At 49.7% G+C, this 16656-nt stretch carries 17 protein-coding genes; 5 read left to right on the top strand and 12 right to left on the bottom strand.

The genetic code is table 11. The features are described 5' to 3' along the window. The first annotated feature begins 141 nt into the window (after positions 1-141). Positions 142-960 carry a class I SAM-dependent methyltransferase gene (locus tag CVV30_11285; GenBank protein PKL68486.1) on the top strand — a complete coding sequence of 273 codons (819 nt, stop codon included), beginning with the start codon at positions 142-144 and terminating at the stop codon, positions 958-960. 194 nt (positions 961-1154) lie between these two features. Here CVV30_11285 and CVV30_11280 read toward each other — a convergent pair whose 3' ends face one another. Beyond that, positions 1155-1907, bottom strand: a complete 753-nt coding sequence (locus CVV30_11280; GenBank protein ID PKL68485.1) for an ArsR family transcriptional regulator — start codon at positions 1905-1907, stop codon at positions 1155-1157. Between the two features lie 143 nt (positions 1908-2050). On the opposite strand from CVV30_11280, the gene CVV30_11275 reads away from it, so the two are divergent. Beyond that, positions 2051-2296, top strand: a complete 246-nt coding sequence (locus CVV30_11275; GenBank protein PKL68484.1) for a hypothetical protein — start codon at positions 2051-2053, stop codon at positions 2294-2296. 495 nt (positions 2297-2791) lie between these two features. On the opposite strand, the gene CVV30_11270 is transcribed toward CVV30_11275, so the two are convergent. The 4 genes from CVV30_11270 to CVV30_11255 form a co-directional block, all read right to left on the bottom strand. Further along, positions 2792-3610 (bottom strand): hypothetical protein, encoded by an 819-nt coding sequence (locus CVV30_11270; protein ID PKL68483.1) that lies wholly within the window; start codon positions 3608-3610, stop codon positions 2792-2794. 65 nt (positions 3611-3675) lie between these two features. Continuing rightward, on the bottom strand, positions 3676-4194 hold the full coding sequence (locus tag CVV30_11265) for a nucleotide-binding protein (protein ID PKL68482.1): 519 nt from the start codon (positions 4192-4194) through the stop codon (positions 3676-3678). A 212-nt stretch (positions 4195-4406) separates the two neighbouring features. Further along, complete coding sequence (locus CVV30_11260) at positions 4407-6212, bottom strand: chloride channel protein (GenBank protein ID PKL68481.1); 1806 nt, start codon at positions 6210-6212, stop codon at positions 4407-4409. A gap of 281 nt (positions 6213-6493) precedes the next feature. After that, complete coding sequence (locus tag CVV30_11255; protein ID PKL68480.1) at positions 6494-7372, bottom strand: formate transporter; 879 nt, start codon at positions 7370-7372, stop codon at positions 6494-6496. 476 nt (positions 7373-7848) lie between these two features. Between CVV30_11255 and CVV30_11250 the strand changes: the two genes are divergently transcribed. Beyond that, positions 7849-8301, top strand: a complete 453-nt coding sequence (locus CVV30_11250) for a hypothetical protein (protein PKL68479.1) — start codon at positions 7849-7851, stop codon at positions 8299-8301. Positions 8302-8581: 280 nt separating this feature from the next. Here the strand turns inward: CVV30_11250 and CVV30_11245 are convergent, their stop codons facing one another. From CVV30_11245 to CVV30_11230, 4 genes are all read right to left on the bottom strand, one after another. Beyond that, positions 8582-8818 (bottom strand): hypothetical protein, encoded by a 237-nt coding sequence (locus CVV30_11245; protein PKL68478.1) that lies wholly within the window; start codon positions 8816-8818, stop codon positions 8582-8584. A 126-nt stretch (positions 8819-8944) separates the two neighbouring features. Further along, positions 8945-9178 carry a hypothetical protein gene (locus CVV30_11240; GenBank protein ID PKL68477.1) on the bottom strand — a complete coding sequence of 78 codons (234 nt, stop codon included), beginning with the start codon at positions 9176-9178 and terminating at the stop codon, positions 8945-8947. Between the two features lie 441 nt (positions 9179-9619). Further along, a complete protein-coding gene (locus CVV30_11235; protein ID PKL68476.1) occupies positions 9620-10555 on the bottom strand; it encodes a H4MPT-linked C1 transfer pathway protein in 936 nt (311 codons plus the stop codon). Then, positions 10552-11439 carry an ATP-utilizing enzyme (ATP-grasp superfamily) gene (locus CVV30_11230; protein PKL68475.1) on the bottom strand — a complete coding sequence of 296 codons (888 nt, stop codon included), beginning with the start codon at positions 11437-11439 and terminating at the stop codon, positions 10552-10554. The genes CVV30_11235 and CVV30_11230 overlap by 4 nt, the downstream gene beginning before the upstream one ends. Positions 11440-11522: 83 nt before the next feature. On the opposite strand from CVV30_11230, the gene CVV30_11225 reads away from it, so the two are divergent. Together CVV30_11225 and CVV30_11220 are read left to right on the top strand one after the other, a co-directional pair. Further along, on the top strand, positions 11523-12305 hold the full coding sequence (locus CVV30_11225) for a 5'/3'-nucleotidase SurE (GenBank protein PKL68474.1): 783 nt from the start codon (positions 11523-11525) through the stop codon (positions 12303-12305). Between the two features lie 443 nt (positions 12306-12748). After that, entirely contained in the window at positions 12749-13444 is a 696-nt protein-coding gene (locus CVV30_11220; protein PKL68473.1) for a ribose 5-phosphate isomerase A, read from the top strand. Here CVV30_11220 and CVV30_11215 read toward each other — a convergent pair. From CVV30_11215 to acs, 3 genes are all read right to left on the bottom strand, one after another. After that, positions 13441-13815 (bottom strand): ArsR family transcriptional regulator, encoded by a 375-nt coding sequence (locus CVV30_11215; GenBank protein PKL68472.1) that lies wholly within the window; start codon positions 13813-13815, stop codon positions 13441-13443. The genes CVV30_11220 and CVV30_11215 overlap by 4 nt on opposite strands. A gap of 197 nt (positions 13816-14012) precedes the next feature. Further along, positions 14013-14573, bottom strand: a complete 561-nt coding sequence (locus CVV30_11210; GenBank protein ID PKL68471.1) for a TATA-box-binding protein — start codon at positions 14571-14573, stop codon at positions 14013-14015. Positions 14574-14627: 54 nt separating this feature from the next. Further along, positions 14628-16520, bottom strand: a complete 1893-nt coding sequence (gene acs, locus CVV30_11205; protein PKL68470.1) for an acetate--CoA ligase — start codon at positions 16518-16520, stop codon at positions 14628-14630. Between the last annotated feature and the right edge of the window lie 136 nt (positions 16521-16656).

Genomic DNA, 16656 nt, shown 5'->3' with positions numbered 1-16656 from the left:
TTTTCCCGCGATTATTTGGTCCTCCGCGGCAGAGGGAGACAAAATTCCTCTCTTTTCCGGGGGGGATGCAAACCGAATGGTTTTTACTGGTTTACAGAAAGCTCATTACTTAGTAGACTGGGACGTGACAGGACCGGGAACATGGGAAAATTAAAATTCACCCTGGAAAAGGAAAAGGAAACATTGATCGTGCCTCTTGTTTGCAAAGCACGGGAATCTTTGAAAGATCGCCCTATCCTGTCCGATCTGAATGCGGTCAGGTTGATTGAAAGCATAGATTATAATTTTTCGTCATTAAAAATCCCAAAAAAAACCCAGGTCACCCTCTGTATCCGGGCAAAACAATTTGACGAGTATGCCAGAAACTTTTTGGATGCCTGTCCGTTTGGCACCGTTATCCACCTGGGTTGCGGGCTGGATACCCGTTATCTCCGGGTTAATAACGGGAAAATGGAATGGTACGATCTTGATTATCCGGAGGTAATTGCATTCCGGAGACAATTCAATGATGAGACGGACCAGTACCATCTCATCCCGTCATCGGTGATGGATTTTCAATGGATGGATGCCCTTGCCGGAAAAACCGGGCCGGTTCTCATTTTTGCCGAGGGCCTGTTCATGTATCTCCATGAAAAGGAAGTCAAATCTCTCCTGCTCAGGTTGCAGCAGGCATTTCCGGGGTGCATCCTGGTATTCGACTGTTTCAGTACACGCGCGGTAAAACGCATGGCCGGACACCCATCCATAAGAAAAACCGGTGCAGAGATTTTCTGGGGAATTGACAATGCCCGGGATATTGAACAATGGCATGGGGGGATATGCCTGCTCGAAGAATGGTTTTTCTCCAGGTCTGACGAGATCCGGAAACTGGATCCGGGTTATAAAATTATTTTTAAAATTGCCGGCATGTTTTCTCTGGCAAAAAAGGCGCACCGCATCCTGGCATTCAGGTTGCAATGATCGTTTCCCGGCAGCTCCCGAACCAATTCTTACATAGGGCTAGGATCTTCAAGGCAGGAACAGGGACAGAACCACTACCGGATCGGGAAGATCGGACGTGTCCTTGACGTGATGGTGAAATGGATAGAAAATAAGTCGTGAGGTTGAAGATTGAATCGCGGACAGGGGGGAGGGAGGAAAAAAATCACGGGGTTTTAGTTCGGGTTCAGTACCCGGTACAGCTCTGCGATCGCCGTCATTGTTTTAAAACCCTTATCGGTGATCACATAATCTCCCCGATCATGGCGCTGGAGGATCATACCGGTATCCGTCAGTTTCCGGATGTGGAAGAGAAGATTGCCCCCCCGCAGCCCGGTCAGTTGCGAAATATCAGAGAACGTCCGGGTCTGGACAGCAAGTGACTTGAGGATCTGAAAACGCTGGATGTTTGCTACGGGTTCGAGCAGCTCTTTTACCACGGACTCGTCAAGGATTTCCAGCCCGGTCTCTCCTGCCTCCCGGGTTTTTTCGTAGATTCCAAGCGACTGCATCAGGTCAATCTGTTTCCCAAACAGCCGGTGAACTTCAGAAAAACAGGTATCGCAGCGATCGTAAGGGCCCTTACTCCGCATCGTCTTCATCTGCTCGCGGTACGACTGGATAATCTCATCCGAGACCTTCCCGTCTTTGATGTGCTTTGCGGTATTCTGTAAAAAATCCATAAATACCTCATAACACTTGTCCCGCATTGTGCAGTCCTTAACCATGTGTGCGGAGAGATCCGCTTTCGCACTCCCGACCTGGTGGTTCGTGAAGAGATCTGAATAATTTTTTTTCAGATCCGTAAGAACGGTATCAACGTGCTGTTGGTTAGCCCGCTCTATGAACCGTTTCAGTTCGGTCCGGAGCCCGGTAACCTCCGTCTTGAGTTCACGCATTTCTGTGAGGGTTCCTGATGTCGCTCCCATACTTCTCCTCCTCTTGTTATCATCATTCGCGATGCACGGTTATTACCCAGCGGGTCATTTTTCTGTATCGCTTTGCTTTGTATATTTTAATGACGCTCAAGTATATATTGCTAACATAACGATGCATATCCGGTGAAAGTACCATGACAAAATCAGTGAAGGAACAAATTCATGCACAGATTTCAGGAGCTCTCGCGGGAACAAAGTTCCCGGTAAAAACCCCTGAAGATCTTATCGCAGCATTTCCCAACGGTGCAGCTACAACCTGCCAGGTCGGGGACCTGAAGATGACTGCCGGGGATGCAGGAAAACTGCTCAAGGCTTCTGACTTCCCCTTCAAGAGTGCAAAGGCAGTTGCCGATGTCATTGTTGACCGGGCAGGACTGTAAACTTCTTCTTTTTTGCACGTTTCCTATAACCCCCCCGAAAAAAAAGAGCCCCCTATTGGCATTCCGGCAGGGTTTATGATGCCCGGATGGGCTAAACTATGTCGCGAAAAATGCCTCGGTTTCCGGGGCTTTGGCAGGCGTTGTGCGAGGGGGTTTCCGCCCGTATTTTGGCAATCAAAGCGAAATCCGGGCGTCTTTTTAACAGGAACTAAAACGGAGGGATTTGCGCAGTTTTCCGGAAACAGATAAAGGAAAATAAGCACGGAATGGGCTTATTTTTCTCCATCGTTTTTAAAAAAGACTCCACTGCTCCCGTAGTAAATCAATGAGGGAATAATGCCAAAAACCACTTTGAGCCAACGAGCTGCTGAGAGGCCATGAAGGGGGAGAACCTCACACATTCATGAAATTTTTTGGTTCTATGGTGAGACCCATCGCCTTATGTCAGATTCAACCGCTTAAAAAAAATAAAAAAATTCCGGAAAAAATGCTCACTTAAGCCAGCAGTTTTAACAAAAACGCCTGGCAGGACAACAGGTGCGGGCGATCCGCTTCCGAACCATGCCATGCTGCGCTGAAGAGAAGGAGCAGGGCGTTGTCAAGCATGGCATCGAATTTCCGGTCTTCGCTGTATTCCGGGTGCGGGGGGTTTGCCAGCAGGCCTTCATCCTCCGGCAAAAATGTCCGGTACAGTTCCGGCCGGGGCAGTGACCTATCGAGCACGGTTGCGTGCTCGTTGACAATAGCAAAGGCACGGGTGAGACCGGGTTCATTCCCGGCGTCTGCGATTTGTCCGGCTGCACGAGCCACCTGCCCGTATTCTGCCCGGGCAAACTGGCTGATTACCACAGCAGCCCGGTGTGCCGTTTCTAAAGAGATGCCGCTCAGCGCATCGCTTGTTTGCCCGGTATAGGTTTTTAAGGGGGCTGCCAGTTCCTTTCCCGACGAGACCCCGGTATGGGATTCACCGAAACGGTAATTCAGGCGGATGATTAAGATGGTAAGACTTGCCGCATAGAGCAGCTGAAGTGTGAGACCGGCGATGTAATCGGTCGGTACAATAAAGAAGATGATGGCATAGATCGGTGTGGATAATGCCACAATATCTTTTTTGGGCCGGTTCCAGGCAAGGTATGCCAGGAGGAAGGAGCCAATCACACAACCAATGGCAAAATACTGAAAATCGATCTCAAAGCCCATCATCCAGACAAGAACACCCACAAGCGTTGCGCCAAACGAGAGAAGGGGAATCGCAAGCTCAAGGTATCGCTGGTTTTTATTCTCTGACAAAATTCTGATTGCTGAACGGGTCATGCTTGTTGGGCTCCCACCGGTAAAAACCGGAAATGATTAGACTGAAATTTCAAAGGCTGCCGGTCTTAGTCATCGTTTGCGGGCCGGGCACTTTTTTTCCGGATCGATACGCAGTTGATGACCGGTTCGCCCGTCACGATATAGCGCCGGATAACCTGCCCGAGCACCTCAACTACATCGTTCACTTTGATATTCTCATCCGGGCTCGTAAACATCTTGACCGAGATCGCGCCGGAGCGGTCAGCAATTGAGTACTGGGGCCGGTTCATGAACTGGAAATGGATGCGTTCAACAACGCCTTCGATGCGCACAATTTTTCCTATCATATTTTCATTGATAAGCTTGACCCGCACCGTCTTTGCCTGGCGTTCATACTCCGGTTCAAGCTCCGCGTACTGGCTGCGGCTCATGTAGTTGAGCACAACGGGAATAACCAGGAGCAGGAACAGGACCGGGATCAGCCAGATGAGATGTGTCCGGATCTCCGGGCTGAAAAGGGAGGCGACAATCAGGATAAGGGTAAAGAACACAAACACCGCAACAGAGACGATTGATATCTTCACATCGACATTTCCAATCTTCATCGTAAAGATAATTTACCGTTTACCTACTTCAGTGCTGCGATTCTTTTCCGGGTTATAATCGGGGAGAATGAATCCAGAAAGGGAGCGGGTTGATAATCAGATGAAGAAGGGTATAATCGCCGATCCCAGCTGGCATTGTTCTTCGCCGGAAACGTAATGATTGGAATTCCGGCTGATGAACAGTAAATCCCTAAATGGAGGGAACATGCCGATTACCTGCAATCTTCGATGATCTGGCAGGCCCGGGCATAGATCTTCATCATATCGGTCCGGGTGAGAAAACCCACCAGCTGTCCAGGGTTCTCAGGCTCGACAACCGGAATATGGTGGATATTGTTCATAAGCATCAGCCGCATGGCATTTTCCATTGAATCCATAGAGGAGACCACGACAAGCTTGCACGACATCGCGTCACGGACCGGTGAAGACAGGGCAAAGATATTCTCGCAGCGGCGGACATCGGTCGCGGTAAGGATACCGACAAGCCGGCCATTGTCAAGCACCGGAAAACCGGTATGGGTAGTCTGGTCGATTAAGGAATGCGCCCTCTGGATGGGATCATCAGGACTCAGGGTGATCACCTGGTCTTTTGCAATCATTGCCTCACGAACCGTGATCTGTTCCAGCACCCGCTTCCCGTATTCACTCCGGTGAGCCCCGGACTGTGCCTTTGTGGGCACCTGCTCCCGGTAAATGGTCTTTCCTGCAGTGATCAGATATGCGATGCCAACGCCGGCCATCGCGGGCACGAGAAGCGAGAAATTTCCCATCATCTCAACAACCATGATCAGCACGGCAATCGGGGCATTTGCTATTGCGCCAAAGAGCGCAATCATGCCGACAATACAAAAAACCGGAACGGACGCGAGCGGGATAATATCCGGAAAGAGGAGATGAAAGATCAGACCAACCGCGCCTCCGGTGGCAGCACCAATGGTCAGGCCCGGCGCAAAGACACCGCCGCTTCCCCCGGAACCTAACGTGAGAGAGGTGGTAAGGATTTTCATGAACGGGAGACAGAGCAGGACGACCAGAGGAACCATGGAATAGAGGGTGAGCTGGACAAACCCGTATCCCGTACCGAGCCCGGCAAGACCGAGCATCTGCCCGTCAGCGGAGATAAAAGAGAGCGCAATGACGATAACGCCAAGAATGAACGCCCCGCTGACCGGTTTTAAGTAGCGGGGAAGATTCCGTTCCTTAAAGAACCGGGCAAACACGTCCCGGGTTCCGTAAAAAACTGCGATGTATAAGAGCCCGATTAAGGCACAGAAAATCCCAAGTACGAGGAAAAAGGGGAGCTGCCAGATATTCCACGATACCGGCAATAAGGCAAATATCGGATCAAACCCCTCGAATAACCCGAAAATGGAGTACCCGATAATCGAGGCAAGAAACGAGGGGATGATCGCTTCAGATTCAAAATCGCGGATGTAAAGGATTTCGGCGGCGAGAACGGCTCCACCCAGCGGCGCCTTGAAGATCGTCCCTATCCCGGCCCCGATCCCGGTCGTAAGCGCGAGCCGGCGTTCCCTGGCCGACAACTGGAAATAATCCGCCACCATGGAACCAAAACCCGCTGATATCTGGGCCGCGGGTCCTTCTCTTCCCGCACTACCACCGGTCGATATGGTCAGGATGGCAGTAATCGCTTTTAGAAACGGGACTCTCCGGCGAATCTTTCCATCCGTATGGAAGGCTTTTATCGCCGCATCGGTCCCGTGCCCCTCCGCCTCGGGAGCAAGATATGCGATGAGCAGTCCCGAGAGCAATGCTCCGGTACAGATGATGGGGAGCAGGAGAAACATATTGCCCGGCGCCGACCACTGGGAGATTACCGCAGGGCTCTCCCCCTCGAGCGGCATCTGGTAGTTCATCAGGTAACCCATGAAGAACTCCGAGCCCAGTTTCAATCCTTCATAAAAGAGAAGCGAACCAATCCCGGAAATAATCCCGACAACTATCGCGATGAAAAGGACGCGTTTATAGGGATCGATTAAGCGATTGAATCGGTACATGTGCAGAGGGCTCGGATCGTTTTTCGCAGGAGGATGTTTTACTTGCGGTTCAATGTAATTAAGATAATTATACTATTTAGGTGCACACGATTTTATCGCGGTGCAGCGGGTGAAGACAGACTCGCTTTCCGGAACTCATGATCAGGAAAAAAGATACGCGTTCCGTGACTGAAAAAAAAGGCGATAGTGAGCGGTAGTGAGAAACACAAAACCACTGTCTGGATGAGAGATATACGCCTGTTGAATTCACCAAAATGGAAAAAAATTGTTGTGGTGAATAATTACTTCAGCGCTGCAATCTCTTTGCGGAATGCGACCCAGTAAAGGACACCGACAAAGAGCAGTCCACCAACGATGTTTCCGATGGTGGCAACAATAACATTGCTGGTCCACATCGTGACCCAGTTCAGACCCATGTTGATTTTAGCGGGGTCAGTAATGAATCCCTGCGTAAGGATACCGGCGGGAATGAAGTACATGTTCGCAACACAGTGTTCGAATCCGCTGGAAACGAAGGCCATGATAGGGAACCAGATACCAAAGAACTTGCCGGCTGCATCATCTGCACAGATTCCGAGCAGGACAGCGAGGTTGACAAGCCAGTTACAAGCAATAGCCTTGAGGAACAAGGACCACATGCCCATCAGTCCTACATAACTGACCTTTGCGCCTGCTATGCCAATCGCCCGTAACCCGAATGCATTTACGGTTGCGACGCCAGCTGCATCGAACGATACGAATGGACCGTATGCCATGATGTAGGCAAATACTAATGATCCAATGAGGTTACCCACATAGACCCAGACCCAGAGATTCAGGACCTGTGCCCAGCTGACCTTGTGAATAAATGCTGCCATCGGGGCGAGCATTGCGTCACCGGTGAAGAGCTCAGCACCAGTCAGGATGATGATAATAAGCCCAACCGGGAAGACAGCTCCTGTAATCAGCTGTGAAAAACCTGCACTGGCAGTACCAAACCGCAGTGCGGCATCGCTTGCCTGAATACCCGTGCTGCACATTGTTGCGAGAGCGGCACCCATTGCGATATATGCACCAGCCATGAATCCACGAAGGAGCATATTCCATGCGGGCAAGCCAACTTTGTACTTACCGGCATCTCCTGCTTTTGCAGTAATTGCTACCGGAGGATGAAACACCATTTTTTAACACACCTCTGAAATATCCACCTATACCAGCAACTTATTAAATCACTTTTTCGTATAGGCCATTTTACACTCTTTTGTGTGGATATTAATAATTTTCGAATTGTTTGTCGATCTGACATCTATACAGCAATGATTCGAAGAAAAAATATCCACGGGAGTTAATAAAAAACGATATACCGGATAAAATGATTAATACATTTTTTAAATACAATTGGGTGACCGGATATCTAAAAAAAAGGGTACCGTGAAAAAAAATGGACATTTTTTCGACGCGCAGTCAGGGAAAACCATGAAATATCGTTCAGACTTGTTTTATTCGTTGTATCTGGGATCATAACCGGGTTACAAAAGAAAAATACCGGTCACTTCGACAGGATTTATTCGTTCAAGCAATTATTCCGCCCGGCATACCAGTATTTTTAGAAAGATAAACCGTTAAGCAAAAAAAGGGTGATGTACAACGATTGGGTATGGATAAAAGATCTCAGATTGTTCTGGTTTTGGGCCTCGCCATCACCATAATTTTACTTTTTATCAGCATTTACCTCGCAGGAATTGCCTTTGTCCTGTTCATCACGTTATTTATGTCATTACAGATTATGCAGGACAGCATATCCCGGCCGGATGTGGCGGCGAGCCTGTCTGAGGATGCGAAATCAATCATCCTGAAAAATTCGGGAAATGCAACAGCATTGCATATCCATGCAGCCCTTGTTCCTATGGATGTCGAATATGATGTTCCTTCACTACTGGTCGATGAATCCCATTCCCGCCTGCTCGACTCGATGGTCCAGAATGTCAAAATTGTCCTGACCTATGAAAATGAAGAAAAAGTTGTCTTTTCCAAATCCTTTGCGTTATCTGCATTAGGAAACGAGTACGAACCATTCAAACCAATGTTTCCCCTGTTCCAATGGAAATAATCAGGCCGTAACAATACCACAGAATTCCTCTTTTTTGTCAGGTCATAACCTGAAAAATCCCGCGATATGGTGATTAACCGTGGGCATTTATAGGATAATGGAATATTAATCATAAAACTCTGTACCAGCACACCACGTTCCTTCTCCGGACCTGCGGCAGATACAGAATATAAAAAAAACTATGAAAAAACCCCGTTTTCCCCCCATGGTTATGGATATTATCCAGACTGCATTATTAGCCTGCGACGGGATCGAATTCTCCGACCAGCCTTCCTGTCCATCATGCGGCGGGGAAGTCCAGGGGTATGATACCCGGAAAAAACAGTTCGCGGTGATACTTGAAAACGAAGAGGAACGGGTAATCAATGTCAGAGTCAGGCGGTTTTACTGCAAATCCTGCAAAACCTATTGTTACGCAGATGAACCATTTTACCCGGACACCCGGATGGGATCGCCGGTGATTGATCTCTGCAAAACGTTTGCAGCAACGATACCCTATTGCCGCACCGCCACCCACCTCTCCCGGCTGGGTATAGTAATCGACCGCACCAGCGTCCGAAACTATGCAAACAGGGATTTTGGAGAGATAAAGACTGCCGATATTTTCAATATGCAGCTTCCCTTCTCAATCATCTCGCTCTCTTCACTTGCTGCCCGGGCGGGTGAGAGGAGTGGCATCGAAGGGGCAGAAATTCTCGCTGCCTGTGGTTTCCCATCCGCACACCGGGCAGCGCTTCACTTCCTCCCGGCGGGAGAGAAAAGGGAGCAGCGGCACGAAGAGGAAGAGAAAAAAGAATGGCAGGCCGAGCGCCCATAGTATTGCTGTGATTGTTATCGAAACGATGAACAATAGCAGGCTGAGTATCCAGGGTTTCATTGCCTTCACTTCTTTCTTTATCCGGATAAACTATTGTTGCGAATTTTATATAATTAAGTGAATGCTGGCGGATTATTGTGAGAAATCTGTTGAACCGGATACAAATCCATGTTTTCACATCCGGATGGTGGAAATCATTATTCTGTTTTCACAGGATTTGCGATGCTTCCCACCCCCTTCGGGGGTCGCTCGGCCGCCTCGTCGGGGCCTCGCTGGGCAAGGAGGTTTATCCTGCCCACTCCGATACGGAGTAAGGGGCATATTCTCCCGTAAATTAAACCGAATGAACCGCCGCGGGGGCGCCCCTTCGGGGGCGGCGGGGTTCATCACAGGAGGGGGTATGGGGGCAACAGCCCCCATCAAGGAAACTTGCCGTAGATTATTGAAAATAAAGAGAGACGGTGGAACCGATATTTACTAACTTTTTTACGCGGTAGAAATCTAATCCAGCTCTCTCCCAAGCGCGAGTTCCCGTACCGCATACGCCGGAAGAGCATCTGCAACCGGCCCCAGTTTCCGGTTCAGATCAATCCCGCCCAGCTCCTTTGCAAAGAGCGGAGCACCGATACCGGCAACGATAACCTGCCGGGCACCGGAATCTGCGGCTAACTTCCGGACCTGATCGCAAATCAGGTTCCGCTGCTTCTCCCAGAATTGTCCGGCAATCTCCCTAGCGCCGGGCTCACCAATCTCTTCAAGATCGGCACAGACAATTCGGGCGAGCCTGCGCAGGGATGCTGATTTTGTTTTCTCTTTCTTATCCGGTGTATCACAGGTGTATTGCTCAGCGCTGATGTGATCAAGCACAAGGTGAGCATCGGCACTTGCAGCGAAAAATTCCGAGCTGACCGGAGTGGGTACACCATCGAGCAGAACTGATGAAAGGAGCGTGGCGATATTTCCCCGCAGCATACCGGTATAGATGAGATACCCATTCTGCAGACGCAGAAGATCGGTCAGGCCACGCAGTGAGTTAAAATGATTAAGTGGAATGATGTCAGCAGTCGTGCTCCCGATATCGAGGAGCACGGCGTCTGGATAATCCTGTCGCAGGAAATCCGCAGAAGCGAGCCAGTTGGCCGCAGCCAGTTGGGGCACTGCATGAGAATGAAACATTCCATCCATACCGTAAAAACGGGCGTGGGGAAATGCAGCCTGCACTGCACTCACAATAAACGAGATCCCCTCCTGCTTGTTAGAAAAACTGTCCGCAAGCTCGCCGCTCATCACCACAGCTGCCGGATTATCAGGAGCACCAACATATGGTTTCAAAAGGGATGTGATGGGTGCATTCTTCCAGAGCGGGCAGTAATGGATGTGAGCACCGGCCTCATTGACGATTTTAAGATTCGCCCCTCCCACATCGATGCCGATCATAGCGGGGAAACCTTCCCGTGCGTATCGAAGCGGACACTTCCCGTAAGGTGGACCTCGTCCGGGCCTCCTCCTTTCGAAGCATCAACAAGAATTCCTGCGATCTCTTCTTTCATGCAGGCCGCGATACCCACGAGGCTTGTGGTGATCCGGGAGTTCACGTCCACTACGTAAACCTTGTCGGCAACTACCACATCCACGCCGCAGTATCCCTGTCCCCCGAGGGTAATAATTGTTTTTTTGGCAGTTTCGATGATCTCTGCTTCCCGTGCGGGATGGACCGGTGTCTCACCGCCAAGGTACTGGATCGAACCGTCTGCGGACTGCCCAATAAGCTGACGGTTCACGGCAAGGACAAGCGGGGGTTTACCGGTAAAATATGCGCACGCATCCCCGATTACCCGGCTGGCAACCAGGCTTACCGAGAAATGTTCTCCTTCAATAAACTGCTGGGAAAATTCTCCCTCACCCGCAGGATTGTCTGATACACGTACGCCCTGCGCACCGCAACCTTTTACCGGTTTGATTATTCGCTTTCCTGCAGATGCTTCCGCCGGTACCGGCACGCCATGCGCACGTAGGATCTTTTCGGTCTGCATCTTGTTGGCACAGAGTGCAGCAGTCATGAAACCACAGCCGAGATTGTGCGTGTGCTGTTCGAGGATCTGTGTATATCGCGCAAGCAGGTGATCGGGTGCGATCACCAGTCCCATATCACACGTTGGTGCAAGGCGCTCGATCTCATCAGCAAAATCCCCGCATCCCGGCAGAATGACTTCATGCCCGCAGCACTCAAAACTCTTTTTCAAAGTCGCTAACATTGCTGCACCCTCAGGAGCGAGGGCGGGATCATGACAGGTGGCATATTCTGCGAGCAGGACTTTCATCCATTTCCTGTACGCGCTGAAAGAAAATTACCCTATCCGATCGGTGAACTATTTGTGGGGTGGCATCAATAGACTTCTTGAACATGAGACCTTCGATCCTGCTCACGAATGATGATGGCGTTAGTTCAGTCGGGCTCTGGGCGGCGTATGAAGCGCTCACCCCCATTGCCGATGTTACAGTAGTTGCACCGGCAACCCAGCAGAGTGCAGTCGGCAGGTCGATCTCGATCTTTGAACCCCTGCGGGCAAGCCAGATCACCATCAACGGGCTTCCGGCGTGGTCTGTTGCCGGTAAACCCACGGATGCGGTCATAATTGGCCTCTATGCGCTCAAACTCGCCCCGACCATGATTGTCAGCGGGATTAATATCGGGGAGAATCTCTCAACGGAATCGATCATGACCTCCGGCACGGTAGGGGCAGCGCTCGAAGGATCCAACCAGGGCACGAAGGGCATCGCGTTCTCATTGCAGGTAGAAGACCAAGGGGATAAGTTCGATGACCCCCGCAATATCGGGCACAGCTTCGATGCAGCAAAAAAAGTAGTGCACGATGTGGTCTCCCGCGTGCTCGAACAGGGGTTCTCCCAGCACACCGATGTGATCAACGTGAATATTCCCTCGGTAGTAAAAGGCGGGTATGAAGTGACCCGGCTGGGTCCCAAACTGTTCCACACCGGCGTGGAAAAACGGATGGATCCCCGCGGGCGACCGTATTTCTGGATCAATGGACCGCTGTATGACGATGCCGAAGAAGGAACAGATGTACATGCAATCCGGAAGGGAAATGTCTCGATTACGCCCATCACGCTGGACTGTACCTCCTACCCGGCATGGGAAGATACAAAAAAAGTGTTTAAGAATTGATTTTTTTTTAATTTTAACGATTCAAATCTAAAATCTTTTTTGCGTTTTTTAAATCTGAAATAAAATCGGTTAATCCCGTTTAATGCTGTTGAGACAATATGATTTTTTTTTATAATGATGAGTCCCTCCCCCTTCGGGGGTCGCTCGGCCGCCTCGTCGGGGCCTCGCTGGGCAGGGAGGTTGATCCTGCCCACGTCAATACTGAGGGAGGGGCTAATTCTCCTGTTAATTAAACTGAATGAACCGCCGCGGGGGCGCCCCTTCGGGGGCGGCGGGGTTCATCACAAGAGGGGGTATGGGGGCATCAGCCCCCCTCAATGGGAAGGAAAAAGACCTGAGCAATTTTTCTTCTGGGGAACACTCATCCAAAGAGCATCAATACTCATCCTCCCACCACCACATCACCAGTTTTAATAATTCCTGTACCGATATGTATCACTTTAATGGACTCAGCGACACGCGATCCCGCAGCAGCCAAACGTGCAGCAGGCTACAAGGCAGCAGAGATGGTAAAAGACGGAATGATCATCGGCCTTGGCACAGGTTCAACGGTCATGTATACCATGGAGCGGCTGTCTCAGCGCATGCAGGAAGGACTTACAATCTCCGGGATTCCAACCTCTTTTCAGACGGCAATACGGGCTCGTGGGTATGGTATAACGTTAACAACGCTCGATGATCACCCTGTCATCGATCTGGCAATTGACGGGGCTGATGAAGTTGACCCGCAGTTACGGCTGATCAAAGGCCGGGGTGCGGCACATACCCGGGAAAAATGCGTGGCGGCGGCGGCTCGACAATTTGTTGTCGTTGTCGATGAGCAGAAGATAGTGACCCGGTTGGACGGCCCGGTACCGGTAGAGATCGTCCCGTTTGCTATCCGGCCGGTTATGGATCAGCTCAGGGCAATGGGATGTGACCCGGTATTGCGGGAAGGGGTGAAAAAAGACGGCCCGGTGATCACCGATAACATGAATTTCATCCTTGATGCAAAATTCAAAACGATTGCTGAACCTGATAAACTCGAAGCAGCCCTCGGCCTTATCCCCGGGGTAGTCGAGAGTGGGCTTTTCTGTAATTTTACGGATAAAACCACCGTGATTGTCGGTGGCGAAAAAAAATGCAGGATTATCCCTTAGTTGAGATAATCGCGTAGTTTATGAACAAGAGCGAGCTGGTTGTTCGCTTCTTTCTTCTTCTCTTTTTCGATGCTGTCCATAATCTGGTGTATGGGTTTTGCCAGCTCGTAGATCTTTACCGGGCGGCCTTTGCTCTCTGCCTTGCTCTCGCGGCTGGAGATCCAGTCCTGTTCGAGGAGGTAGCGCATGGCAATGCTGACTTCCGGCTGGCGGAGATCGGTTCCCCGCTCGATTGCCCGGGATGTGGCTTCAGGAGTATTTGCAAGAAATACGAGCACCTTTGCCACATTTCTCTTGGTTCCAATCTCGATGAGGAGGTTTGCAAATTCCTCTTCCTTTTCGGTAAAATACATTACATTTTCAGTTCTCATTCAACACCACACTATTTTTCTGAAGATTTCCCCATAAAATTATCTAATTGTTGATATATATGCCCTCGTATTGGGGTGCAACGACGAGATATTTTATATAAGATTACAAAATTATTGCATAAACCTACAAAAAATAAAGGTTTTGAAATTAACAGTTACGATATATCAGCTAAGATAGATTAAAGAAAAAATAAAGGTCAGATGAGACCGAGACTGCGAAGGTCAGAGAGAATCTTGACCACCGCTTTCTTTGCATCTTCCGGTTGCTTGCCACCGGTGATGATCAACTTACCGGACCCGAATAAAAGTACGACAACTTTGGGGACTTCGAGCCGGTATACCAGGCCGGGAAACTGCTCAGGTTCGTACTCGATCCGGTCGAGATTGAAACCAACGGCGATCTTATTCAGGTTGATAGGAGTTGCAAGATCTGCGGAAGTGACAATGTTCTGGATCTTGTAATCCAGTTTTTTGGGAATATCGATTCCCAGATCCCGCAGGAGACCGCCGAGTATATTGAGACCCTTGCTCAGGCTGTCAACACTCTTTGCACCGGTTAACACCACTTTTCCTGAACCAAAGACGAGCGCTGCGATCTTGGGATCCTGCATCCGGAGCACAACGCCCGGAAAACGCTTCTTGTTATATTCTGCACCAGTAATCTTGGATGCAATATCGGGTAGATCCAGATAATCGGTCACCTTGGCTGAGGCAACAATGTTTTCGATCTTAAGGGAATCTTCCGGCCTGACCTTCATATTTATAAATGATATAAATCAGTATTTAAAAAGTTGGGTATGATTTTCGGTTGATCAGTCTTCAAGGGTTGATACATCACCCGGGTCCATCCCCATCTCTTTTGCCTTTAAAACCCGTCGCATGATCTTGCCGCTCCGGGTCTTTGGCAAAGTGGTAACGAACTCAATCTCTGAAGGCATGGCAATCGGCCCTAAGGTGATACGGACGTGATACAGGAGCTCATTTTTCAACCGGTCGGTAGGCTCGTGACCTATGCGAAGGATAACAAAAGCCTTGATCAGGTTACCTTTCACTGCATCAGGTTTTCCAATGACGGCAGCCTCAGCAACGGCCTTGTGCGAGACTAATGCACTCTCAACTTCTGCAGTGCCGATATTATGACCGGCTACTACGATAAGGTCATCGGATCTCCCGAGGACCATGATGTATCCCTGCTCGTTCTTAACCGCAAGGTCCCCGACTGCATAGCAGCCCGGAATAGTATTCCAGTACATCTTGTACCGCTCACGATCATTAAACACTGCACGAAACATGGACGGCCAGGGTTCTTTTAAGACAAGGAAACCTCCCGTGCCTGGAGGAACGGATTTTCCATCCTTATCAACCACATCTGCCACAACACCCGGTATGGACTTCCCGGCAAAACCGGGGTACATTGGTTCACCAAGCATTGTCGTTATCATATGCATACCGGTTTCGGTCTGCCACCAGGTATCCACGACCGGGCACCGGTTTTTCCCGATAACACGATAATACCATTCAAAGGCTTCAGGATTGAGTGGTTCTCCCACAGAACCCAGTATGCGCAGGGTACTTAAGTTGCTCTTGTTGGGCCATTCCTCACCCATCTTCATGAACATGCGGATTGCGGTTGGCGCAGTGTACAGAATCGTGACACCGAAATCTTCGATCATTCGCCAGTAAACACCGGCATCCGGATAATCCGGTGTGTTTTCGGTAATGATGATCGTTGCACCATTCGAGAGAGGGCCATAGACCACGTACGAATGACCAGTGATCCAGCCGGGATCTGCGGTGCACCAGTACACATCATTATCTTTAATGTCAAAGACATTTTTCGTGGTATAATAGGCGCCAACCATGTATCCGCCACAGGTATGGACAATACCTTTTGGCGTACCGGTGGATCCGCTGGTATACAGAATGAAGAGAGGATCTTCTGCATCCATCACTTCAGCCTCACAGTCCGGGCTGACATCCTTGATCAGGTCATAGAAATCCACTTCCATCTCATGGTGAATCTCAACCGGCTGGTAAAGTTCTCTCCGGAGCACGATCACATGTTCCACGCTGGGGGCATTGATGATCGCTTCTTCAATAACATGCTTAAGCGGTATGGATTTTCCCCGCCGGAAGGTAACATCTGCCGTGATGACAACCTTGGCCTCTGCACCCGTGATCCGGCTGTTAAGTGCTGCAGCACCAAAGCCGCCAAAGACCACACTATGGACAGCGCCGATTCGTGCACAGGCAAGCATCGAAATGATCTGTTCTGGTACCATCGGCATGTAAATGCAGACACAGTCACCTTTTTTCACGCCGAGTTTCTTTAAGCCGTTGGCAAAACGCATCACATCACGGTAGAGCTGGCGGTACGTGTAGATTCTCTCGGTATCATCCTCGCCTTTCCAGATGAGAGCGACCTTGTTACGCCGGGAACTCTGCACGTGACGATCAAGGCAATTATAGGAGATATTGGTCTTGCCGTCAATAAACCACCGGGCATCGGGAAAATTCCACTCCTTAACTTTGTTATAGGGAGAGAACCAGTGGAGTTCTGATGCGATCTTGTCCCAGAAACCATCAGGATCCTGTAAGAATGCATTGTACGCTTCCCGGTAATCTCCGATCCAACTGTTCTTTTTTATTTGAGGATCTGTCAGATACTGTTTGTCGGTGAATTTGACGTTAAAATCTTCAGCCATTAAAAAACCCCGATTCTACATTATTAATAATGTGTATCCTTAAAAAAAGGTTATCATACTCCATTCGTAAATCAGGGGATTTTCAGGAGTTATTACCAAAATGAGTTCTATTTGCAATTATTGCCGCACACGGCCG

It is taken from the genome of Methanomicrobiales archaeon HGW-Methanomicrobiales-1 (assembly GCA_002839675.1).
GTDB lineage: Archaea > Halobacteriota > Methanomicrobia > Methanomicrobiales > Methanospirillaceae > Methanoregula.
Note: the sequence above shows the minus strand (reverse complement) of the source record. Positions and strands in the feature narration are given on the sequence as shown.